Genomic DNA, 21,832 nt, shown 5'->3' with positions numbered 1-21,832 from the left:
AGCGGTGAGCGGTCCGTGGTCGTCCGGTGGTTACTCGCGGGGCTGCAGCGTGAGCATCACCGGCTGCTGTGGCTGCAAGGTGAGCGACAGCTTGGCCTGCGCGGGCAGCTCGCTGACCACACGGATGCGGAACCGTCGCAGCATGGCCGCGACGATAAGAACGGCCTCCACCATGTAGACGTGCTGGCCTAGGCATTGATGGGCGCCATCGCCGAACGGCAGGTAGGCGAGCGGGTGACGCGCCCGGACCTGCTCACGCCGGAACCGGTCGGGGTCGAACTCCAGGGGCCGGTCCCACACCTGCTCCAAACGGTGGGTGAGGTAGGGGCTGATCATCAAGGTGGCACCGGCCGGGATCGGCACGCCGTCGATGACGTCGTCCTGGTGGGCCATCCGCGGCACTGCCCAGCCGACCGAATGGATGCGCAGAACTTCCTCCACCACCATCCGCGTCGTCTCCAGCTGGCGGACGTGCTCGTAGCGCAGCGGGCCCGCGCCGACCACCTGGTCGACCTCGTCCTGCACCCGGTCGGCGATGTGGGGGTGTTCGGCCAGCGCGACCCAGATCCAAGTGAGCGCGATCGCAGAAGACTCCGACCCGGCGACCCACATGGCGACGATGTCGTCACTGACCTGCTGGTCGGTCAACGTTGCGCCGTCAGCGCCGACGCCTGCCAGCAAGCGGGCGATGAGGTCGTCCTGATCGCCGCTGCGGCCACGCGCGGCGGCGACGACCGGGTGCAGGATCTGGTTCACCGTGCGGGTGGCGTCTTTGAAGGCGCCGTCGCCTGGCAGCGGCACCCGGTGCGGGACGAACGGCAGCGCCATCCGCCACAGCAGACTGCCCATCGCGGTCGCGACCGCCTCGCCGAGACGGTCGCTGTCCTCCTCGGTCACCAGCGAGCCGAAGAAGAGCGGATTGATGACCGCTTGGGCAAGCCTGGTCATCTCCAGACCGGCCTCGACGGGTGCCTGAGAGGTGCGTCCGCTCAAGGCATCGACGCCGGCTTCGACGGCGGTGATGAGCTGGTCGCTCATCTGGGTGAGATGCCGGGCGGAGAAGGCGGGTTTCAAGATGGTGCGGCTGGCCTGCCATTGAGGCCCTTCGGCGCCGATGCCGTCGCCGGTCAACCGGCCCAGCGCACTCCACATCGCGGCGCCGCGCGGGTAGTTGCCGGCGTGGTCGCGCAGGATGTGCTGCAGATGCTCGGGGCGCGTGACCACGTAGGGGCGAAACGGGCCCAGGCTCAGCCGTGTGATCGCCCCTTGGGACTGTTGTCCCACCCAGTTCAGGAATCCCAGTGGGCCGTGACGGCGTACCTGGGAGATCACGCGGGGCAGTGAGATGGTCCGCAGGTCGCCTTGGAGCGTGCGTGTTCCTGCCGTAACGGTCATGGTGCTCGCCGTTCTGGCCGAGGGCCGCCGGGGCCCGACGTACGGGAAGGTCGGGCCGCCCGAGGCGGCCAGCGGTCAGTCACGAGTCGGGGGCAGCGGCGTCACCAGATGATCTCCGTACGAGTTCCAGCAGCAAACAAGCGCGATGATCTTGACAAGAAGTATCACATAACCGTTGAATCCCGACAAGATTCCACCGTGTGAGGTTGACCAAGCGGTCGAGTGAGCAAGGGCCGCCCTCACCTGGACTTGCGGTGAGCACTGTCGGAGACGTGCGTGCGGCCTAGGCGGCACCCTCGGCGCCTCCGGCCGACTTCTCGCTCTTCTGCTGGGCTCGTGTTTGCCTCAGTGATCCGGCGCTTGGCCTCATCCTCCTGGTCGGCCACGCACTTGGCGTAGACGCGGAGGAGGACGGCCACGCTGTATCCGGCCCATTCGGCGACCTGGGCGGGCGGGACGCCGGCGCCGAGCCAGGTGAACACGGCTGCATGCCGGAGGGCGTACGGCGTCTCAGCGAGCGGCGAGGCGGCCTCGGCCGGGGTGAGCGCCTTCGCTCTGGCCTTGTGCCATACACCGAGGTACGTGCGGTCGGTCATGATCCCGCCGCGAGGTCCTACGAACAGTCGGCCTCCCGGGATCTGGAGCTCGGCGATGTGGTGCCGGAGCAAGCGAACGAGATCCGGATGCAGGGGAACCGGCCGCGTCTCGCCAGGGGCACGATGCTTGAGGAGCTGCCGGTCCCGTGGGCTCCCGCTGTTGGTCCACCTTGAGCCACTCCGTGGCTCGGAATGTGTGAGCCGCATCTCGCCCCATCCGATCTCGGGCAGGCTGACCAGGTGCTCGCGCCGGAGGTCTACGGTTTCCTCGGGGCGCAGCGCGGCGTAGTACATGACGGCGAAGAAGGCCACCATGCGTTGCCCTCGCTGCCTTGGGCCTTGACGGCGGCCAGGAGCCGGTCAGCCTGCCGATCCCGTTCGGTATCAAGAGAGCTGGAGAGGTCAACGAGTTCGCCGAGGCGGACGGTGGTAACTGGCCCCATCCACGGCGCTGCGCTTATGTTCCGCACAGCCACGCTCCGCGCCCTCGGAGGGTGGACGGGTATCCCGTACGACGACGAACTTGCCACGTTCGCCGCGCTCTCGCCGATCTGTGACGGCTACTACGACGAAACCATCACGTGGCTGTACCGGCACCACCCGGGCCAGACGCATCGCAGCGAGGGTGCGCAACTGCTCAGCGCGGCTGGGCGGCTCATCGCCCTTCAGCGGGCAGTAGCCGCACAGGCAACGGGAATGAGCTTCTCTACCTCGGCCGCTACTGACTTCGTCCACGAGCGCCCGTCCAGGTCGGCGAGGTCACCAAGGACACGACCCTCGGCGCTGGCTAGCGCCTTAGGCCGTGTCCGGGGAGCCTTGGCGTGCCGCATGTTGACGCTGCCTGGCACCGTATGCATCGGTCTGTTTGTGGATCTCTGTCGGTGCCTGCGAACCTGGCCAGATCATGATCAAATATTCCTCTGGGGGAGGAGCGTCTTCGGGCGGTTCCCCACGCTCCCATGCTGTGCTGTCGGTGACGAAAGAGTCCACGGCGTCCCGGCCGCGTGCGTGAACGCGAACCCGATAATGACCGGGGCCGTGTTGGGTGAGGAAGGGGTAGAGGCGCTCTGCCTCAGTCTCTGTAAAGAGGCTCGTTACACGGACCCTGCCATGTGGGGCGAGCATGGAAACCTCTACCACCTCCTCCCAGTCGTCGATACTTGCCGGTGAGGCGTGCTCAAGGACGGCCACCGCGACAGACACTTCGCCGGTGTGTATTCCGGTGAATACAAAACAGACTCCGGAGTGCGCACCGATCAGACCATTCGATCGGTCTGGCTGAATCCCTGAAAGGCCAGCCAGGTGTGTTTCGCGTAGGTAGAACACGTGATGACTCGCGAAGATCGTCCCCTGAAATGAGTCACTCATGAGGCGACGATACATCGTCTGTTTCGCGAGCGCCTAGTAGAGCCACATAGTGAAGGCATCCCCTGACCTGATACCCGGCCTTTCGGGAAGTATCCGGTAGGTAATATAGAAATCCTCCAGCGCCACCCCGCCATTGCTGTTCTGGGTTTCATCAATCATGCAAATACTATATCCCCTACGGCCGGTTTGATTTACAGGGACAGTGTCTGGCATGTCACACCATGTAAAGGTCCGCCGTAGATCGCGGGGAGGGATATCCGGATTGGCTGTCATCGCACCCTGCTTGGTCGAGGCCATGGGGTATTCGTCGCAGCTTTTCCCGTCGGGGCGGGGGTAGGGAAATTCACCAGTAGGGCAGGCTCGATCCCGATTTCTTTGGACGTCCGTGCCGGTGATCCGGTTCAAGAATGTGCCGCTACCGCGAAAGCCGGGCAGGCCGGAGTCTTGGGCGTCCTTGAGGTGCTTAGCCAGTTGAGGGTAAGGGCCGCTCATGCCGTACTTCATGGAAGATTCGTACCAAGAATTTGCGCAGCCTGGTCTGTAGGAAGCTCCGGGTAGGTCATTATCGCAGCGTACTTCCGGAGCACCATATGTATAGGGAAGGCTTGGGGTGTAACCGGGCTTCGAGAAGCGAATAGTAATGCTGGGATTGGCATTTCCGACTGCTCCGACGGCAGTGGCTGTACTCGCGATGTTTGCTGTTCCTAGAGGTACGTTCTCCAAGGTCATGGGCTGGCTTGGATAGTTGCTGGTCTGCAATCTGCAAACTCCGGTGCAATTGAATGCGCCCTGTACCATTGCCCCTGCTACCTCACCCCAATACGCGTAGGAGTCGATCTGCTGCTGCATGGCGAAGTTGGGATTTATGGTACTGACGGCGATCCCATCAACCGCAGCGAAGTCGATCCATCCCACCTGGGTCCAAACATTGTTCACCGTTCGCCAAAAGCTCACCCGCAGGTCAAAGATCCCGCAGGTATAATCGCGCACCCCCTGCCAGTATCCGCGAGCCTGCATGTCGTAGCACCATTCCGGAAGCGGGAAAGCGGCTCGTGTCGCCTGCAGTCTTCTTCCTGGCCCTGTCCTCTCCACACAGGTGACGCCCTTCTCGCCAGCTAGGGCCGACTTATCGGTTCGGGCCACTGCGTCGAGAGTTGCATCGTCGCATTTGCCGAGATCGGTTGAGAATTTTCTGGAGCCGTCATATGGCTGTGGTTCTGGCGGTGGGGGCTTTGTCGTCGATATTACGGGCCCGATAAGTGACTCTGGGGTTACACTGTCCGCCACTGCAGGAAGAGCCGCTAGATTGAGCACGGCGGCTGTAACGGCTGCAATTAGACAATAGAGAATGGACTTCATGAAGCTTGTTCCCTTCGCTGAATCATCTTGCCCGTTAGCCCGCCATCAATCAGGCACCTCCCTTCTTGACTTTTGATATCGCGTGTCAATGAACGCATCTTTGACGCTACCTGGGCAAGTGCTTGACAAGGCCAGAGGTGGTCATGTCCGACTGTGGTAAATCCTAGGAGGGTTGGGAACGGCGAGGATTTTCCTCATTGATGTCCACGGTTTTTGTGTGGCCTAACAGGAGAAATCCTTACCTCGATGTAGATTTACGCACGCAGTGATTCGACACTTACTCATAGTGTTGGGGGAATGGTTGTCGCTGGTCGTCACCGCGGGCAGTGTGGGGACGCGCCGCAGTTGGAGGTGGTGATGGCCGGCATCCGGGTGCCCCGTCTCGCAGGCGGCCATCCCCGCACCCGGCCCGATCTGGTGCGCGCCGACAAGGCCTACTCATCGCGAGCGATCCGCCATCACCTGCGACGGCGCGGCATCGCAGCCACCATCCCGGTGCCCGATGACCAGGCCGGGCATCGGCTACGGCGGGGCAGCCGCGGTGGCCGACCGCCCTGGTTCGACCCGGCCGACTACCGCGGCCGCCATGCCGTTGAGTGCGGCATCAACCGCCTCAAACGCCACCGCGCGGTAGCGGCCCGCTTCGACAAACTCGCCGTCCGCGTACTGCCAGGCCACCATCCACATCGCCGCCATCAACGAGTGGCTGTGATCGCTTTTTGAAACAGGCCCTAGGCCTAAGCTAGGGCCGGGTCCAGCGGACCGGCAGCGCTTTGAGGCCCCGCATGGTCGAGTGCTTCCATTGCAGGTCCGGTTCGGGGATGGCCAGCCTCAGGTCGGGGAAGCGGGCGATCAGCGTTCTGAGCGCTACCTGTAGTTCCATGCGCGCCAGGTGGGCGCCCAGGCACAGGTGCGGGCCATGGCCGAAGGTCAGATGTGGATTGGGGGCACGTCGCAGGTCGAGTTCGTCGGGGTTGTCGAAGCAGCGCGGGTCGCGGTTGGCCGCGGCCCGGGCGACCAGCACGGCGGTGTCTTGAGGGATCAGCACGTCGCCGAGCCGGGTGTCGCGGGTGGTGCCGCGCGGCATCCCGTCCCGCGCATCGACGGGAATCAGTCGCAGCAGTTCGTCCACTGCGGTGGGTATCCACGCGGGCTGCTGCTGGAGCTGGCGCCACGCTGGTCGGTGACGACCGATCAGCAGGAGGACCATATTGCCGAGCATGCTCGCGGTGGTCTCGAACCCCGCCACCAGGACCGCGATGGCCAGCAGGATGCGGTCCTTGGCGTCTACCTGGGGAGCATCGGCCTGGGCGAGCACGGTCAGCAGATCGCTCCCGGGGCGTGCCGCGCGTTCTGCCAGGGCCTTGGCCATGTAATCGGCCAGCGCGGTGCCGGCTTCGGCGGTCGCGACCATCTCCGCCTCGCCCGCTCCCGGCCGCAGCCCGACCAAGGCCTCGGCCCAGGCGCCGAACTGGGTCCGGTCCGCAGCCGGTATCCCCAGGACTTCGCAGATGATGGTGATCGGAAGCGGCAATGCCAGCAACTCGATCAGGTCGGCTGGTTGGCTCGACGCTTGCATCGCATCGAGGAGGCCATCGGTGATCTGCTGGGCGCGCGGACGCAGCTTCTCGGCCTCGGCGGCGGTGAAGTAATCCTTCACCAGGTCCCGCTGGGCCCGATGACGATCGCCCTCGATGTCGACCAGGAACGCCTCCGGTCGCAGCGCGTCGGCGACGGCCGCGTGCTCGCGGGAGAACAGCTTCGGCTGTCCCAGGACCTTGCGGACCTCGGCATGCCGGGTCACCAGCGTGACGACCTCGCCCTCGGGTGTGCGCACCTGCGCCACCGGCTCGGTCTCGCGTAGCTGGGCGTACATCGGATCCAGGTCCAGGCTCGGGCACTTCTCGTAGCCGCCGGAGAACGGATACGGGTACGGGCCAGCGGTCATTACAGGTTCCCCCGCGTAGTCAGGTTCGCTCCAACGAAGGGGCCGCCATGCCGGCCGTGCGGCACGGCCAAGCGGCGTGCCGCCGCAGCGGCCCCGCTCAGCAGAGGCTAGGGAGGCGATGTCACCCGGCCTGTCACCCGGGAGAACGGCCGATCTGGGATCAATCGCAGAAACCAGCAGTAAATACCCGCCGTCGGAAATCATGACAGTGGAGTATGGGGTCGTTGCGTTTCGGTGCCGCCGATCCCCGATGGAAAGTAGTTGAGCAGGGTGGACATCTTGATGCTTGGCAACCTGATGGTCATCGATGACCATGGGGCGCGAATCGAGCCCCAGGCCAAACGTCTTCGGAACCTGATCTGCATCCTGGCATGGGAAGACTGGTCTGTGCCCTCGCGGCAGCTCAAGGGTCTGCTGTGGGAACCCGATGGCCGTGACTACACCTCGGCGTTGACCACCTTGGTGTACAAGGTTCGCAAGGTTCTGCCCCCTGACCGGCTCGTCAACGAGCATGAGCCGCACCGCGATCAGCGCTATCGGCTCGTCCGTAGGCCGGGGGACAGTGTCGATACTGAGCGGTTCGCCAGCCTGTCCACCCTGGGGGACAGGGCGCGCGGAGAACGAGACTACAGCCGGGCGGCTGATCTGTATCAGGAGGCGCTGGCGCTCTGGCGTGGTGATCCTGAGGACCCGCCGCTGCCCGACCTTCCCGAGACCTTGGCCATGCAGGGCTTGTGTGAACCGCTGCTGGCACGCCGCCGCCTGATCACCGAACAGCACATCGAGACCCTGCTGACACTCGGGCGGCACAGTCCCGTACTGGCCCAGCAGATCCGGGTCCACCTCCGATACGACCCGGCCAATGAACATCTGCACGGCCTGCTCATGCACTGTCTGTACCGCGATGGCCGCAAGGGCGAAGCCCTGCTGGCGTTCAACGAGGCGGCCGCCAGCCTGGACGAGCTGCTGGACGCGCCACCCGGACCGGCTCTGCAGCGCCTGCGTGACCGCATCGTTGTCGACGACCCCGAGCTGCAATGGAAGGGGGCGCAGCCATCACCGCCGGCGGCGCCACTGGAGACGGGGGCCGAGGCCACCATCCGCGGTGTCACCGACTACATGATGGGCGGCAAGGACAACTACGCCGCCGACCGAGACTTCATCGACCAGATCGTCAAGGAGACCGGCACCGACAGCGTTCTGCTGCCCGGAGAGAACCGCGATTGCGTGATGCGGATGGTGCGGTTCCTGGCCAAGCGAGGCGTCAGTCAGTTCCTGGACATCGGATCGGGCCTGCCCGACCCCTTCCACCGTCACGTGCACGAAGTCGCCCGCCAGATCACCTCAGAGACCAAGGTCCTGTACGTCGACAAAGACCCTCTCGTCGGCCTGCACACCACCGCCGTCATGGCCGACGGCGACCAGGTCATCTTCCGCCAAGCCGACCTGCAGGACGTCGACAAGATCCTGCACGAGGCCAGCGCGCACTTCGACCTCAGCCAACCGGTGGCCCTGATGTTCATGAACACGTTGCAGTACGTCGGCGACGCCGATGACGATCTCGGCACCGGGCCACTGGTCAAGACGATGCAGCGCTACCTGGACGCGCTGCCAGCCGGCAGCTACCTGGCCATCACTCACATCACCGACGCCGGGCTGGATCCCCGGCTGGTGAAGTACATCGATTCCCGGCTCCCCAACGCGCCGCTCGCGCAGAACCTGCGGTCACCGGCCCAGATCGAACGGCTGTTTTGCGGGCTTCCCTTGCTGGAACCCGGGCTTACAGACGTCGCCAACTGGCGGCCCGACCAGCCCTTCATCAAACGCCAGCTGCGCATCATCGGCGGCATCGCCGCCAAGGAGCAGTGAACGAACCTGAGCTGATCGAGCAGTCGGCGTCTCCGATAGCGTTGCCCCGGCAGCACAGCGCGTATCGGCCTGATCGGTGAGCAATCATGGATTCCACCAGTGATCCGTCGTTCCCCCCACCGTGCAGCAGTGGCGACGACACGGCGCCCGCGCTGGCGCAAGCATTGGAAACGCTGGTCACCGGCCATCTCGAAAGTCATCGGGGCACCGGCGGGGAAGACGGCGAGCAGGTACTGCTGTCTTTGCTGATCACCCCGGCCGACCTTGACGCGCAGACCCGAGCCGCAGTTCGCCCCCACATCTCGGCCGTCCTGGCCGGCTCCGCCGTGCTTGCACCCTCCTCCGTGGACCCTCTGGACGAGGAGACGACGGGATGGGTGCTGCCCTACCGGCCCGAAGCGATCCCCCCAGCCCTCCTGACCCAGCCGCCAGCCCGCCGACATGTCGGCAGCGATCGCCCAGCCGTCATCGCCGATGCGATCGGCGTGCACGACGCACTGGTCGGGGCCGAACTCGGCCCCGCGGTCTTCGCGCTTATGAGCGTGGGGCCCCGGACGATGTGGAGCGGACCGCTCGCCGATCCCGAACCCGTCACCACCGCGGCGGTGATAGGCCGAGATGGCCGCGAACTGTACGCCGCGCTCGGAGCCGACGGCGAGATGTGCATCGAACACCACGACGGTGCGCCAGCACCCCCCAGCGCGACCAACCTGCTCGACCTGCTCTACCCGGGGCTCGCCGGCGATGAGCCACCTTTGGCTCCCTGCTTTCAGGACCTGGTCACAGCAGTCCTGCGCCGAGCACTCGGACGTCCAGGCGCCAGCCGGGACGACGATGTCGACATTGCCGTTAACGTCGCAGCCGTGGCGTGGCTGCATCAGCTCGCCAGTCACGCCCAGACGTCTGGGCCACTCACCCAGCGAACCGCCGAAGACTTCAAATCAGCCGCGCTCAGAGCCGCCGAGAACCTTCCCAACCCCATCGAGGCCCAGGCCGCCGGCATCACAGTCAACAGCCAGGAGATATGGGACGCACTATGGAAGATGCTCGCTGACGGGCACGCTCTCGCTCCCGGAATGGCTGCGGTGGACGCGGACTGGCGGGACACGGGCGTCCTGGCACTGCGGGTGTACGCCTGGGCGGGTGACACCGAAGCCGCATTCAACGCCTTGAGCGAAGGGCGCTCCTGGTTCACCACCGCCGACCAGGCTTCGATCGTCCGGCGCGTCCTCACCGACCTCTACCTTCTCGACTGACGCCACTCAGCTCACCGAGTTCCACCGGCATGGGCCGGTGACGTGGCTACGACAGCAGGTAGGTCACCGACGCCAGCCCGGTCGCGGCGATGAGGCCACGCAGAAGGGCGGGGCTGAGCCGTTGCCCGACCAGCGCGCCGAGCCACCCTCCGAGCGGCGTCCCGCAGCCGATTAGCAGGGCCGGGCCCATGTCACCACCCTTGCCACCTGGCCTTTGAGGCCCTCCCGTCGGGCGACCCACGATTCTGCACGCTGACCAGCCGCGCCACCGGGCGCGCACCGGGCCCTTTGAAATCGCCTACCGCAGCTAAGGAGCAGCTGACGATCGACGAGTCCGGTAGGCACCCTTCTCGCAGACGTCGCCGCCGGTCACGTGAGAGGTCCAGCGGTGACAAGCCCGGTGACACGTGCCCCCTACCGTCACAAGCGGGCTTCACACCGACGTCGACACCCCGGCCGGGGGAGTCGGCGGCGCCTGGCTGAACAAGGGCCCCGTCACTACAGCCGGTTCGCTGGGAGGCGGACACCTTGATCGAAACCCAGGACAACGTGAACACGGTCGCTCACCAACCATGGTCCCGAAGCGCGGCAACTGCGCGGTCGTGCAGGACAAGGGCGTGGCCAGCATCAGGCGGAAGGCGGCCGGTCCAGGCGTGAATTCGATCGAGACTGACCACGCAGGCAGCCCGGTGGCCAATCGCGCTCACGCCGCTCGCATCTGGAACCAGTGGCTGGGCGGTAAAGACACCTTCGGTGTCGACCGGCTCGCCGCAAAGGAGTGCGCCGCGCTGGCCCCCGGCATCGTGGACGCAGTCCGTCACGAGCGAAAGTTCAAAGCCCGGACCGTGCGACACTTGGCCGAAGCTGGGATCCGCCAGTTCCTTGACATCGGCGTAGGCCTACCGCTCTCCGAAAGCAGCCACGAAATCGCCCAGCGCATCGACTCCCAAAGCCACGTCGCCTACATCGACGACGACCCCGCGGTCATGGCCTACGCGCGCGCCCTCCTCACCAGCAGAGAGGGACGGGCGCCCACCCATATCCAAGCTGATCTATCCGACCCTCAGGCGGTTGCGCTCCAAGCCATCAAAGTGATGGACGACCGCGAGCCGGTGGGGATCTTGCTGGTCGGCACTCTGAACTTCGTTACCGACCATGACGACGCGGCCGCACTCGTGCGCTGCCTGCTCGACGCCGCACCCGCCGGCAGCTTCCTGGCCCTGGCCCACCTCAGCGACCAGGTTTCGGGGGAACAGATGCAACAGGCGATCGAGCACTGGAACAAGGTCGCCCATCCAGCCATCACCACGCGGTCCCACCAACAGGTGGCTCACCTGCTCGACGGGCTCAACCTACTAGCTCCTGGAATCACCACCTGCACACAGTGGAGACCCGAACAAACCTGCACTCCTCCCGTCGACCAACTCGGCGCGGTCGGCCGTGTCCCACCCAAACGGGTCACCACTACTGAGGCCCAGGCGTCACAAACCGCTGCGTCCAGGTCCCCGAGCAGGCACATAGTGCCGCAAGGCCGACACCGCCTCACGTGGCGGACGTCAACAATGTCCAGCCCCGGAGGCGCAAGCAGCATCGCCTCGAGCAGCCCGTGAACCTCGCAACCGATTCCGGTCATTGTCATCGCCTTTGAATGCCGAGCAGACGGAGCCCCGGATGCCGTTGGCGCCCGGAGCGTGCAGGTAAGAGCCAGGTACAGCCGCTAGGCGCCTGCGCCCGGGCTATCGCCGGTCTCCAGGTCGACTCTGGCCGCGCCGTCGCTTTCGGGCTCGCTGTCGGCATCGTCGGTGTCGCCGGGCAGCGGTACCCCGTCGCCTAGATATGGGACGCCTTTGGCGACGGCGCGCTCGATCGGGGAGGCTGTGTGGCCGAGGGCGACGGTTGACAGGCGCCAACGTCCGTACAGGTCAGATTGTGCTCGCGCGCAGGAAATACCCGCTTGAACGTGACCTTTCGCATCGGCCCGGGCCTCTGGCGCGGCCGAAAGGTTTGATCATCAAGAGGGTCGCGGCAGTAGCTGGCGAGCCACTGCCCGGAGCGATCAAGGACTGTTGGGAAGGCCCCAAGCAGGCAAACGTTCCGGAGGCGAACCTCATTCTTTTGGGCGACAATGCCGACCATAGCAGTGACTCTCGCGAACATGGTTATTACCCCTTGAACAACGTACTAGGAGCGTTCGTCCGTCGGCTTGGCGGCGATCCGATAGCGGAGGCTCGGCCGCCGATGGGGCCCTAGGCGGGTCCTCGTCGCAGCGAGGACCCTGCATGCCTTCGTGTGGGCGTTGGCCAAGATGGGCTCGCGTCGAAGCGACGATGTTCCGGGCGGCCTCAAAGGGCAAGTGGCCGGCCTGGACGGGATCAATCCTTCCAATCACCCTTCTCGGATTTGCGCGAGCAGACCCAGACGGTATCGATGGCTCCTATCTAGGTGAAGTACCGCGCCAAGAACCGCCCGAGGTATGTTTTCAGGCTGTTTACTCGGCTGCTGGTCCCCGTTCGGGTCCAGATGGGATTGGTACGTTTAACAGGGGCCAATGAAACCGATGGAGGAGGCTGGACCGTTGAATGGCGTGACAAGTAGAGAGTGGTCTTCACTGGCGTCCTACTGTGATCCTCGCTGGTCTACAAGCCACAAGGCTCCACACCGCCGGGCGCCCTTCCAACAGCGGCTACACAACAACCGGATCTGCCGATCCAGACCGTCCTTCAGGCTGGAGGCGGACTGAAATGCCAGAACAGCAGCCTCGCCTATTGCAGGCCGGCCGCACGATGGCGGTGGCCACTGCCATCAGCCGCCTCACCGGGTTCGTCCGCACGTTGGTGCTTGCCGCCGCACTCGGGCTAGGGACAGGGTTGCTGGACGTCTACACTGCCGCGAACGTCACCCCAAACACCATCTATGAGGTTGTCTTCGGCGGCGCATTGGCGAGCGTGCTGGTTCCGCTGCTGGTCCGCGCGACTGATGATGATGACATCGACGGGGACCTATTCGCCCAGCGACTACTGTCGCTGGTGGTCTATTGCCTAGGTGCTGTCGTGATGGTGACGGTAATCGCGGCGCCATTTATCGTGGACCTTTACGCTCCCGGGTTCAGCCTCGAACAGCGTCAGCTCGCGATCATGTTCACCCGGTACTTCATGCCCCAGATTCTGTTCTACGCCGTGAGCGCGGTGTTGACCGCGGTACTCAACGCTCGCGGCCGCTTTGCGTCGCCCCCGTGGGCGCCAGTGGCCAACAACGTCGTCGTCATCGCAACCGCAGCGGCCTTCATGCTGGTAGGCGGTACCGGGAAGCTGGAGTCGCTCACCCAGAGTCAGACGCTGATTCTATCGATCGGCACCACCACCGGAGTTGCCGCTCAGATGTTCGTGCTCATCCTCACCAGCCGCCGAGCCGGATTCCGGCTGCGGCTGCGGGTTAACCCGCGCGGCATTGGGATCCGCCGGATCGCGGCACTGGCCGGATGGACAATCGTATCGGTTGCCGCAGCCCAAGCTGTCTTCGTCGTGATCACCCGAATCGCCTCGCAGTCCGGATCCGGTGCGATCGGTATTTACTCCCACGCCTACACGCTGTTCCAGATGCCCTACGCGGTCATCGCAATCACCGTCATGACAGGGGTACTGCCTCGGATGAGCCGGGCTGCCGCCAACCGTGACCTCGCCCAGATCACCGCAGACCTATCTCAGAGCCTGCGGCTGACCAGCGTGGTGCTGGTCCCTGTCTCCGCCGCGCTCATCGTGCTCGGGCCGAATCTAACTACCCTCCTGTTCGCCCATGGCAACGCCTCATCAGCCGCAGCCCACCTAACCGGAAAGGTGCTGGCCGCCTTCGGGCTCGCACTCGTGCCATTCGCCGCCCACCAGATCATGCTGCGAGCCTTCTACGCCCTGGGTGACACCCGCACTCCCTCACTCCTCAGCTTCACGGTCTCCGCTATCACGATCGTCACCTGCCTGGCCGCCGGACGCATCACATCCGGTCCGAACCTGATCATCGCGCTTGCCGCCTGCTCCGCTATGGCCTACGCCATTGGGCTGCTCGTCACCGCCCAGCTGCTCCGCCGCCGCCTCGGCCGCGTTGACGGCCGTCGACTTCTTGGGGCACACAGTCGGATGGTTGTCGCCGCGGCAGTCGCGGGCTTGGCCACCGCTCTCACTACCCGCGCCGTCAACACAACAGCCGTAACAGGCTGGACCGGAACACTTGTCTCCGTCGGCGCGGCGACCATGGTCGGAGCCGGTGTTTACGCCCTCACTGCCAAAGCCCTTCACGTTACCGAGCTCAAGACACTGACCGCCGCCTTTCGGAGCAGCAAAACCTGAAGTGCCGATACAGAACCATCTATCACAGGAGAATTTAAGAGAGCGCCAGAGTTTCCAGCACTCCCAGTCCTCGCGGCGGACATGAGAAATTCAACCAGCCAGACTGCAGTGGGCAGGTTTCCATCCTGATCTTGCTGTCACAGCCTGATAGCGGTCCGCGCGGCGCTGATCGGCGACAAAAAAGGATGAGTGGAACTCGTCGCAGGAGGATCGACTGATGTCGGTGATGTAGTGCCCGGCCCAGTGCGCGTGGACCATCCCCGCCTCGGCGTGCGTCGTGGGTGACCATAGGGCGCGAAGCTTGAGGCCAAAGCCGAGGACTGCCGTTCCATCCGGGGTTACGGGCGGGGGAAAGCCAGACGGGTGAACACAAGTGAATCCTCGATGACGCTTCGTCATTAGCACTCTCGCCGATGGGGTCGTAGCAGCGGGAGATAGGAGCCGGCCGTTAGAAGCCGGCGGGTGCCGCGGCGACGGACAGGGAGGCCGTCGGTAATCACGTGGTTCAGCGAAACGCAGAATCTACAGGCACGGCGAGAAGATGTCACTCAGGAAGAGCACAGGTCGACCTTGAACTCAGGTTGAGTCGCCTGCCATTCAGACGGCATTTGCATCCACTGAGTTGAAATCTCATGGCAGCAGGGCTGCCTGGACGCCATCCCCTGTACTGGCGCCATATTGTACCGATTCCATTCGAATCCGTCCTGCCACGCGGGCTGCTACCAGCAGTGACCAGCGAGACCGGGATCGAACCGCCGCACTATTGAGTGAGCCGACCAGAGTGCTCGCGCAGTCGACTGGCGGCCGTCGCAATCCCTACGACTACGGCGACGCCGGCGATGCTGCTGACGAAGAAGAGGAAGGCACCGACTGCCCATAGCCCATCGGAGTCATCGTCGGTGGCCCAGTCAACAGAAAGTGCGAGTGTTGTGGTAGTTGGGATGAGAAGCACGGCGAGGATTGGGTGCCTTCGCCATCCTGCGAGTGCTGTTATAGCTATGATGCCAAGCCCTAGGCCAATGCCCTGCCATACCTCATAGGGGCCACTGACGCTGCCATCGGGGTGGACATCTCTGTGCTGGTCCCAGCCGAACCAGAGAAGGTAGTTCAGAAGTGCCATGATCGGCAGCGCTACCAGATAGGAAATAGTTACACGAACCCGTGAGCGATTTTTCATTTTCAGCTCTATTCTAGGGGTGCGAAGTCCGGGGCCTCTCGGAATCCCGGGACGGGTGGGCGTACCCGAGGTGCGGTGAGACCTGGCACTGCACCTCGGGAACCAGCCGGAGAATTTCACGAGAGGATGGATGGACCTTACCCGAATCGGCCTAACTGGACCAGGTGACGCCCCTGTAGTAATCCTTCGCCCATCCCTTGCACCTGGCGGCGGCGGCCTTGTAGTACGGACAGGTCTTGTCTCTCATGGTCGTATAGAAGACACTGTCGATTGCGCCCTTCTTCTTCCTCGGCAGGTAGCCGCGATACATGAGCGCGCGCCCGTAGTCGTGATTGTCGCATGCAGGTCTGAAGTCGAAGCCGCCTGGAGTGTCCGATGACTTGGTGCAGTGATCGTGTTTGACGACCACGACCCAGAATCCTGTCCGGGTCTGGGCCCAGCGCACTCGCCTCCAACTTCCGGCGTAGTGGATTTCCGTCTTCCCGTTGCGCTTCTTGGGGAAGCAGCCCGAGCGGCCCCACATCCAGTCGGATGCATACTGACAGCGCGCCGCAGCGACGCTGGCCATAGGCTCCTTAACCTGCCGGGTCAGCTGCCCGTCAGGTCCATAGCTGAATGTCCAGTACCCGCGTTCGCCGGAGCTGAGACTGGTGATGTTCCCAGCGGTGTCGTAGGTGTAGTTCTCCTGTTGTTTGGCTCCGTCGCTGCCTGTCGAGGTGACCTCGCGAAGTCTCCCGGACTCGTCATACTTGTAACTGGCGGCGACGAAGGCGGCTGTTCCGGCATCCGCGCTGAGGCTGATGGTGCTCAGCTGTGTCTTGTAGTCACCGATCGTGGAACCGGTTGCTGTGGTGTCGGAGGCATACGAGAAGCCGGCCGACATGCAGCCAGGCCCCGGTGTTGCGCCACACGAGGCTGGGGCGGCCCCTTCGTCCGACTCCACCGGAGTCACGACGCGTTCCACCTGCCCCTGTTGGTTGTAGGTGATGACAGAGGTTCCTCCGTTGGAACCCACGACAGCGGTGATCAGCCAAGCGTCACCGACGGCGGACCAGGTCACCACCAAGCCGGACGCCGGACGCTCCATGATCTTTCCTGTGGTGTCCACGGACATGCTTCCGCCTTCGGCGCTGGTATAGCCACCGTCGGCCCCCTTGGTATACCGAGTGGCATTCCCGTCGAGATCTGTGATCTCGACATAGCCTTCGCCGCGGCGGTCATCGAGGCGGCCGGCGCCGATGCTGCCGAGAATCTCCGGGCGCCAGCCCGGCCCAAAGAGTTTCTGATCGGGACGCGCAGGTTCCGCCCGATTGACGTCGAAGCCTCGGGGGATCAGGACCCCAGCTTCGGGGACGTCGTTGACCGTGAGAGAGATGCCCTTCTTGTCTGGGATGGTGGTGCCGGGGCCCACTACTTCCAGCGGAAAGCTGATCGTCTGGGACGAGGCTCCCACCTTGCCCGTCAGGGCATAGGTGCCGGGGATCGTTCCTTGAACAACCGCTGCGGTACCGGTGGGATCATCGCCCTCGGCCGGACGGGTGAGCGTGACGCTGCCACCTTCGATAACGGGTGAAGTCACCTGAACCGGGCCAGCATCGCCGGGAAGATCGGTGGCAGTAAGGGTGATCTCATCGAGTGGCTCTGCCTTCGGCAGATCAACATGCAAGGCGGATGCCGCGGGGGTGAGATGGTAGCCACGGAGCGATACCTGGATGTGCACTGGCGCGCTGCCGTGGTTGGTGATGGTGACGAAGCCTTCGTCATCCGGCCGCGCGAGATCGAAGCCGTTGGTAGTGTCCCCGTCCTTGCCATAGTTGACGACGGACGCCTTGGGGTCGGGGCTACCCGCCGGATAGACCGACAGCCACCCGCTGTTGGTGGGACGCCGGGCGCCGATGTTGATGGCAGCAGCCTCTACCCGGTCGGCCAGCACCCCGGCAGTACCGGCCGCGTCAAAGGTCAGCGACTTGCCCGCGCCCAGGGGTGCAGTGGAGCCTTCAGGCTCCAGAACACCCGTGCCGTCCAACGTTTGCAGGATGGTTTGTGAGGTGACCGGCTTGTACCGGGTTCCTCCCGGTCCGCCGCTTACCTTGTAATAGCCACGTAGGGTGACCGAGATATCTACCGTGGTGTCGTTGTGGTTGGTGATCGTTAGCTTGCCGGTCGACGTCAGCCGCGCGACTTCAAAGTTGCTGTTGTACTCGCCCGGGGTAAAGGCGACGGTGGACACTCTCGGGTCCGGCTGGTCAGACGGATGTACCGAGAGCCACCCGTTGGTCTTGTGGTTCATTGCCAGAACATTCATTGCGATGGCGGTGGAACCCGTGCTGGGCATCCCTGCGACCCCTGCCACCTGGAAGGTCCGCGATCCATTGGCAGGGATCGGAGCCTTGGTTTCGGTGCCCAATCCGTATCCCGGCCGGGTGTCGTGCACGAAGGCAGTTGGCAATGGGTAGTACTCATTGCCGCCCTCCACCGTTGTGGCATCACGAAAGTAGCCGCGGACGTCCACGAGGACGTGCACAGGTGCTGTGCTTTCGTTGACTACGGTTACCTTGCCCGTGGAGGTGATACGCGTGTAGTCGGCTCCGGTGGTGTTCTCATTCGCTGAAAAGGTCACCGTGGCATTGATGGTCGGAGAGCCTGAGGGATACATCGTGAGCCAGCCGAACTCCGTCGGTGCCACGGCTTCGACCTTCAGCGCCACAGCGGACACGCCCGACGCCGGTATCCCGGCACGACCGGAAACCTGGAAGGTGACCGAACCCTTGGCCGGCACCTTACCCGCCGCAGCCGCGCCGTTACCTGATCGGGTATCCAGCAGAGGTGTCGGTCCAAGGGGAACGTACTGACTCTGACCAATGAGATCTGCGTTGGCGCGGGGAGCCCCGACAGTGAGAACTGTTAGCGATGAGAGAATAGCGAAGAGTGCCGTCACCATGGCGACGGCACGCCCCACCCGCCCTCTAAGAACAGGATCCATTCGTACCTTTCTGTCGGCTGCACCCTTTCAAAGGGCAGAGGAAATAGCCGAAATCGGCCATAGGAGCACATAACGCTATCGGTTTGGCATGCTCTTTTATGAACAAGGCCCTGGTGGCAAAGGTCACAGAGAAATCTTGGGCGTGCGGTCAACCAGCAGCCTGCGATGTGCGACAGGGCGTCGCCGTACAAGCTGCGACAACGAGCTGCCAGGCCACCGGGGTCGCGTCCAGGCGGGTGGTGTAAGAGAAGGCCACCTCGTGATCTTTTGGCTACTCAAGCACCAATGGCATCGATTGTCACGTCGGCATCATTGGTGTCCGTTTCCTGGCCTACTGCCTGGCAGGCGGCCAGGATTTCGGTGCCCATGTAGCGGCGTTGCTCGGTCCATTCATCGTTCTGCTCGGCGAGCACGGCGCCGACCAGACGCGGGCCGGTCGGGGAAGATGCCGACCACGTCGGTCCGGTGTCGGCGTACTGCCTGATGTGCAGAGCTGAGTACGGGTAAACGGGCTCTGTCGCTGATCTTGGGACATGGAACGATCCGGTAGTTGATCGTGTTCGGAGTGCATTCAGGGATGTGTTGAAGAGTTGCTCCCGCACTGGGCGGGGGCGTGGTCGAAGCCGTGGAACGCGCCGCTGGGATGGTGACCTTGCGGGCCCGCTGCCGAGCGGATGAGGGGGTGTGTCCGCGCTGCGGTACGGCCTCGGGTCGGGTGCATGACCGGTACGTACGTCGTCTGGTCGACGCGGCGCTCGGTGGGCTCCGGACCGTGCTTGCGGTGACGGTACGGCGCTTCAAGCGCGTGTGGTCTAGAACTGATGGTGATCGTTGACACCTGGGTCTCCGGCCACTACGGAGATCATCTATGTCGACCCCCAGCACGCAGCTCCAGCTCGACCGCCCGAACCCTCCGCTCGATCGTGAGGCCAAGCGGCGCCTGGCTGTCATCCGGCATGTGGAGGAGGTCACCGGCAACGTCGCGATGACGTGCCGGTACTTCGGGATCAGCCGGCAGGCGTACTACATCTAATGGGTTCCGAAAGATGGGCATGGGCCGTGCCTCGAAACGATCAGAGCCGTCGAGTTCTTCGCTAAGACCGGCGGGTTCGAGCCCCCTGATCGCACCCCGCTCTCGACGACCTGTACTACATCAGGCCCTCGAGGTCCCGTACCAGACCGGCCGGGAGCGGGGTGCTCCGATGCTCTCCTGTTTGATCTTGTCCGTGGTTCAAGCCCGCCAGCACGGAGCACCCCTCGAAGAATCGGAGCCTTCGAGCTCTCAACAAAGACAGGGGACCGTGCGGGTCGCTGGGATCACGGACGGCTCATCAGATGTCCCTAAGATCCTTTGCGTCTGGAGTGAGTGGCTCTGGATACCCAGGGCGGCGGGGTGTGGCTGATCGGATGTTGCCCCTTGCGGTGGCCCGGCTTGACTGGCCGCCCCGTCGTTCTGGACGCCCTGACGCCCTGTCCGCTGATTGAGAGCTGATGCGGGTAGTCGCTGCTTAGGGACATGCTGGCGGGTCGTCCAAGGGTTGACCGACGAGCAAGGCGGCAGATCGAGTGGCAGCGACCAATGTGGTGTGGATCGGGATCGATGTCTGTAAGGCCAGCCATCACGCCGCGGCGGTCGACGCCGACTGCTAACTGCTCTGGTCGACGAAGGTTCCCAATGACCAGCATCGGGCCGAGGAATCCTCAACGGGGCACTGACGATAGTCACTGTGGTCGGCGGCGAGCGCCTGGGCGGCCAGGCCGCGCCTGCGGATCTCCGCCAGCGGCGCGTGCGTCATAGCGCTCGGCCGACGAACGCATCCACGAGCCGGTATAGCGTGCTTAGGGGATGGGCTCGTCCACCGCGAAGCGCTCGGCGAGGGGCAGGTAGGCGGTCAGCCGCCCGATGATGCGGTCGACCGCGCACGGCAGATTCCACACCGGCGCCAGCGCCGTCCCGGTGGAGGAGATGAACCACGGTTGCCCGTCAGGGCCGACGCCAACCTTTACGCTGTCACCGAACCGCGGCGTTGCCGGGAGGAACACCCGTTGCGGTGCGGGGATCTGGCCGAACTGCGGACGGGAAGCACCCCGCGCAGCGCGAGTTCCTGGCCGAGCGCGTCCAGGCGATCGATGGACTTCACCGCTCCACCTCGCCGAGCTTGACCCGCAGCTTCCGGCCGTGCCGGGCGTCGAGCGCGGTCGCGTGATGGTCGATCAGCCGCCGGATGGCCGGGTCTTGTACGGGGTAGCGGGTCGGACACCAGCGGTCGCGGTCGGCCGTGATGATCGACCAGCCGGGAGGCTCACGCCTGAGCGTGGCCTCGACCTGAGTCATCTTCGTCATCAGCCGGACCCCTCCCGTCCGGTCAGGCCCTCGCCCGGTGTTTCGCCCACCGCCCGGGGCCGACTGCGTCACACTCGCGATCCATCTAATTACAGTGGAGGTGGTGTCCGGTGTCGGTTTGGCACAGACGCCACAAGACGCCATTGACACCAGGTCAACGGGAGGCGGAACGGATGTTGCGGTGATCTTTGGCGAGAAGGCGGCCGCCTTGAAGGCCGACCGCAGCATCGGCGTGCGTCAACTGGCCTACGACCGCCCGCTTCCCAAGATCAACGCTCGGGTCATCGGCTGGAGTCTGCGCCGAGTGCGTGAGATCCTGGAACTCGGCTATGAGGAGGCGGTCGACGGATTCGGCCGTGACGCTCAATGGCTGGCCGCGGTCGAGACCGGTTTCGGTGGCATCGGCCCGGGCGAGGTCGCCGCACTGCTGGCGCACTACGGCGAGGTACCGGATCGGATCAGGTCGGCGCTGACGGGGGCTGCCTGCCCGTCCGGACGGTCCGCTGTGGCTGCGGTCTCATCTTGGCCGACTGTCGGGAATGTTGCGGGACATCCTCACCTCCGAGGCGGAGGCTGACCTGGTGCGAACCTTCGGTATTCAGACGTGCCCGACCTAACCCGTGCCGAAGGCTACGCGCGGCTGCTGTATGAGCACCGGCTGACGCCTGAAGACCACCCCGAAGGGAACTGGCCGCTGCTGGCGGCGCGGCAGCGGCATCGGCCAGGCGGTGAGCCGCGCACCCTTGACGTCGCCGTCGACCAGCGGGTCGTCGCCGCGGTTCCCAACGGACATCAGAACGTATGGCGCGAGCAGATCGAGTACCTGCTCACGCTCTCCCAGACCGGTCACACGGTGCGGGTCGTTCCGGGCGGGCGTCGGCGCCTACGCCGGTTTGGACGGGCCTTTGGAGATCTACGAGGTTTCAGCGTTCAATGACCGACTTGGCATTGTGCACTGGCCGGATGGTCTGGGCATGAGTCCGACCGATCTGAGCTCGCATTGGCAGAAGATCGAACAGGTGGCGCTCACCCCAGCCGGCACGCGCCTTTGCTGAACGACGCCGTCCGATGGTTGCGTCCACGGAGATGGTGTACGAGTTTGACCAGGCCAGAGGGCGTGGCGTCGTGAAGTAGGACGGCCACCGCGTGATCCTTCGAATCGACCAAGATCTCGAAGGAAAGGAAACGCGATGGCCG

At 64.4% G+C, this 21,832-nt stretch carries 18 protein-coding genes and 2 pseudogenes; 10 read left to right on the top strand and 10 right to left on the bottom strand.

The annotated features are described in order from the left end of the window. Positions 1-30 precede the first annotated feature (30 nt). From ABD333_RS46225 to ABD333_RS46215, 3 genes are all read right to left on the bottom strand, one after another. Complete coding sequence (locus ABD333_RS46225) at positions 31-1,395, bottom strand: cytochrome P450 (RefSeq protein ID WP_344549290.1); 1,365 nt, start codon at positions 1,393-1,395, stop codon at positions 31-33. A 239-nt stretch (positions 1,396-1,634) separates the two neighbouring features. Next, positions 1,635-1,991: a hypothetical protein gene (locus tag ABD333_RS46220; RefSeq protein ID WP_344549289.1), complete on the bottom strand. Its 357-nt coding sequence runs from the start codon at positions 1,989-1,991 to the stop codon at positions 1,635-1,637. Positions 1,992-3,392: 1,401 nt separating this feature from the next. Beyond that, a complete protein-coding gene (locus tag ABD333_RS46215; RefSeq protein WP_344549288.1) occupies positions 3,393-4,349 on the bottom strand; it encodes a hypothetical protein in 957 nt (318 codons plus the stop codon). A 690-nt stretch (positions 4,350-5,039) separates the two neighbouring features. Here ABD333_RS46215 and ABD333_RS46210 point away from each other — a divergent pair. After that, positions 5,040-5,430, top strand: a pseudogene (locus ABD333_RS46210) (transposase); the annotation flags it as partial. Positions 5,431-5,460: 30 nt separating this feature from the next. Here the strand turns inward: ABD333_RS46210 and ABD333_RS46205 are convergent. After that, positions 5,461-6,870: a cytochrome P450 gene (locus ABD333_RS46205; protein ID WP_344549287.1), complete on the bottom strand. Its 1,410-nt coding sequence runs from the start codon at positions 6,868-6,870 to the stop codon at positions 5,461-5,463. A 78-nt stretch (positions 6,871-6,948) separates the two neighbouring features. Between ABD333_RS46205 and ABD333_RS46200 the strand changes: the two genes are divergently transcribed. Both ABD333_RS46200 and ABD333_RS46195 read left to right on the top strand, forming a co-directional pair. Further along, positions 6,949-8,535 carry an SAM-dependent methyltransferase gene (locus ABD333_RS46200; protein ID WP_344549286.1) on the top strand — a complete coding sequence of 529 codons (1,587 nt, stop codon included), beginning with the start codon at positions 6,949-6,951 and terminating at the stop codon, positions 8,533-8,535. Between the two features lie 86 nt (positions 8,536-8,621). Beyond that, positions 8,622-9,791 carry a hypothetical protein gene (locus tag ABD333_RS46195; protein WP_344549285.1) on the top strand — a complete coding sequence of 390 codons (1,170 nt, stop codon included), beginning with the start codon at positions 8,622-8,624 and terminating at the stop codon, positions 9,789-9,791. Positions 9,792-9,837: 46 nt separating this feature from the next. On the opposite strand, the gene ABD333_RS46190 is transcribed toward ABD333_RS46195, so the two are convergent. Continuing rightward, positions 9,838-9,981, bottom strand: coding sequence for a hypothetical protein (locus ABD333_RS46190; RefSeq protein WP_344549284.1), 144 nt, complete (start codon positions 9,979-9,981; stop codon positions 9,838-9,840). Between the two features lie 382 nt (positions 9,982-10,363). On the opposite strand from ABD333_RS46190, the gene ABD333_RS46185 reads away from it, so the two are divergent. The 3 genes from ABD333_RS46185 to murJ all read left to right on the top strand — a co-directional run bounded on the left by ABD333_RS46185 (position 10,364) and on the right by murJ (position 14,131). Then, positions 10,364-11,401, top strand: a complete 1,038-nt coding sequence (locus tag ABD333_RS46185; protein ID WP_344549283.1) for an SAM-dependent methyltransferase — start codon at positions 10,364-10,366, stop codon at positions 11,399-11,401. 226 nt (positions 11,402-11,627) lie between these two features. Further along, a complete protein-coding gene (locus tag ABD333_RS47800; RefSeq protein WP_410558585.1) occupies positions 11,628-12,041 on the top strand; it encodes a S26 family signal peptidase in 414 nt (137 codons plus the stop codon). A gap of 491 nt (positions 12,042-12,532) precedes the next feature. Further along, positions 12,533-14,131 (top strand): murein biosynthesis integral membrane protein MurJ, encoded by a 1,599-nt coding sequence (murJ, locus tag ABD333_RS46180; RefSeq protein ID WP_344549282.1) that lies wholly within the window; start codon positions 12,533-12,535, stop codon positions 14,129-14,131. Between the two features lie 760 nt (positions 14,132-14,891). Here murJ and ABD333_RS46175 read toward each other — a convergent pair. The 3 genes and pseudogenes from ABD333_RS46175 to ABD333_RS46165 form a co-directional block, all read right to left on the bottom strand. Further along, on the bottom strand, positions 14,892-15,251 hold the full coding sequence (locus ABD333_RS46175; RefSeq protein ID WP_344549281.1) for a hypothetical protein: 360 nt from the start codon (positions 15,249-15,251) through the stop codon (positions 14,892-14,894). 208 nt (positions 15,252-15,459) lie between these two features. Then, complete coding sequence (locus ABD333_RS46170) at positions 15,460-18,291, bottom strand: phospholipase A2 (RefSeq protein WP_344549280.1); 2,832 nt, start codon at positions 18,289-18,291, stop codon at positions 15,460-15,462. Positions 18,292-18,566: 275 nt separating this feature from the next. After that, positions 18,567-18,762 (bottom strand): annotated as a pseudogene (locus ABD333_RS46165) (IS256 family transposase); the annotation flags it as partial. Between the two features lie 172 nt (positions 18,763-18,934). Here ABD333_RS46165 and ABD333_RS47795 point away from each other — a divergent pair. Together ABD333_RS47795 and ABD333_RS46160 are read left to right on the top strand one after the other, a co-directional pair. Further along, entirely contained in the window at positions 18,935-19,126 is a 192-nt protein-coding gene (locus ABD333_RS47795) for a transposase family protein (RefSeq protein ID WP_410558587.1), read from the top strand. 33 nt (positions 19,127-19,159) lie between these two features. Beyond that, entirely contained in the window at positions 19,160-19,324 is a 165-nt protein-coding gene (locus ABD333_RS46160; protein ID WP_344549279.1) for a hypothetical protein, read from the top strand. Positions 19,325-20,294: 970 nt separating this feature from the next. Here ABD333_RS46160 and ABD333_RS46155 read toward each other — a convergent pair. Beyond that, the gene (locus ABD333_RS46155) at positions 20,295-20,432 is read right to left on the bottom strand and encodes a hypothetical protein (protein ID WP_344549278.1); all 138 of its coding nucleotides are present in this window, start codon (positions 20,430-20,432) and stop codon (positions 20,295-20,297) included. Then, positions 20,429-20,635 (bottom strand): hypothetical protein, encoded by a 207-nt coding sequence (locus ABD333_RS46150; RefSeq protein WP_344549277.1) that lies wholly within the window; start codon positions 20,633-20,635, stop codon positions 20,429-20,431. The genes ABD333_RS46155 and ABD333_RS46150 overlap by 4 nt, the downstream gene beginning before the upstream one ends. A 103-nt stretch (positions 20,636-20,738) precedes the next feature. On the opposite strand from ABD333_RS46150, the gene ABD333_RS46145 reads away from it, so the two are divergent. Together ABD333_RS46145 and ABD333_RS46140 are read left to right on the top strand one after the other, a co-directional pair. Beyond that, on the top strand, positions 20,739-21,212 hold the full coding sequence (locus ABD333_RS46145) for a hypothetical protein (RefSeq protein ID WP_344549276.1): 474 nt from the start codon (positions 20,739-20,741) through the stop codon (positions 21,210-21,212). Between the two features lie 27 nt (positions 21,213-21,239). Then, positions 21,240-21,572, top strand: a complete 333-nt coding sequence (locus tag ABD333_RS46140; RefSeq protein ID WP_344549275.1) for a Scr1 family TA system antitoxin-like transcriptional regulator — start codon at positions 21,240-21,242, stop codon at positions 21,570-21,572. The last annotated feature ends 260 nt before the right edge of the window (positions 21,573-21,832 follow it).

Source organism: Actinomadura fulvescens (assembly GCF_039533225.1).
In the GTDB taxonomy this organism is placed as follows: Bacteria; Actinomycetota; Actinomycetes; order Streptosporangiales; family Streptosporangiaceae; genus Spirillospora; species Spirillospora fulvescens.
This window is presented reverse-complemented; position numbering and strand designations above follow the sequence as displayed.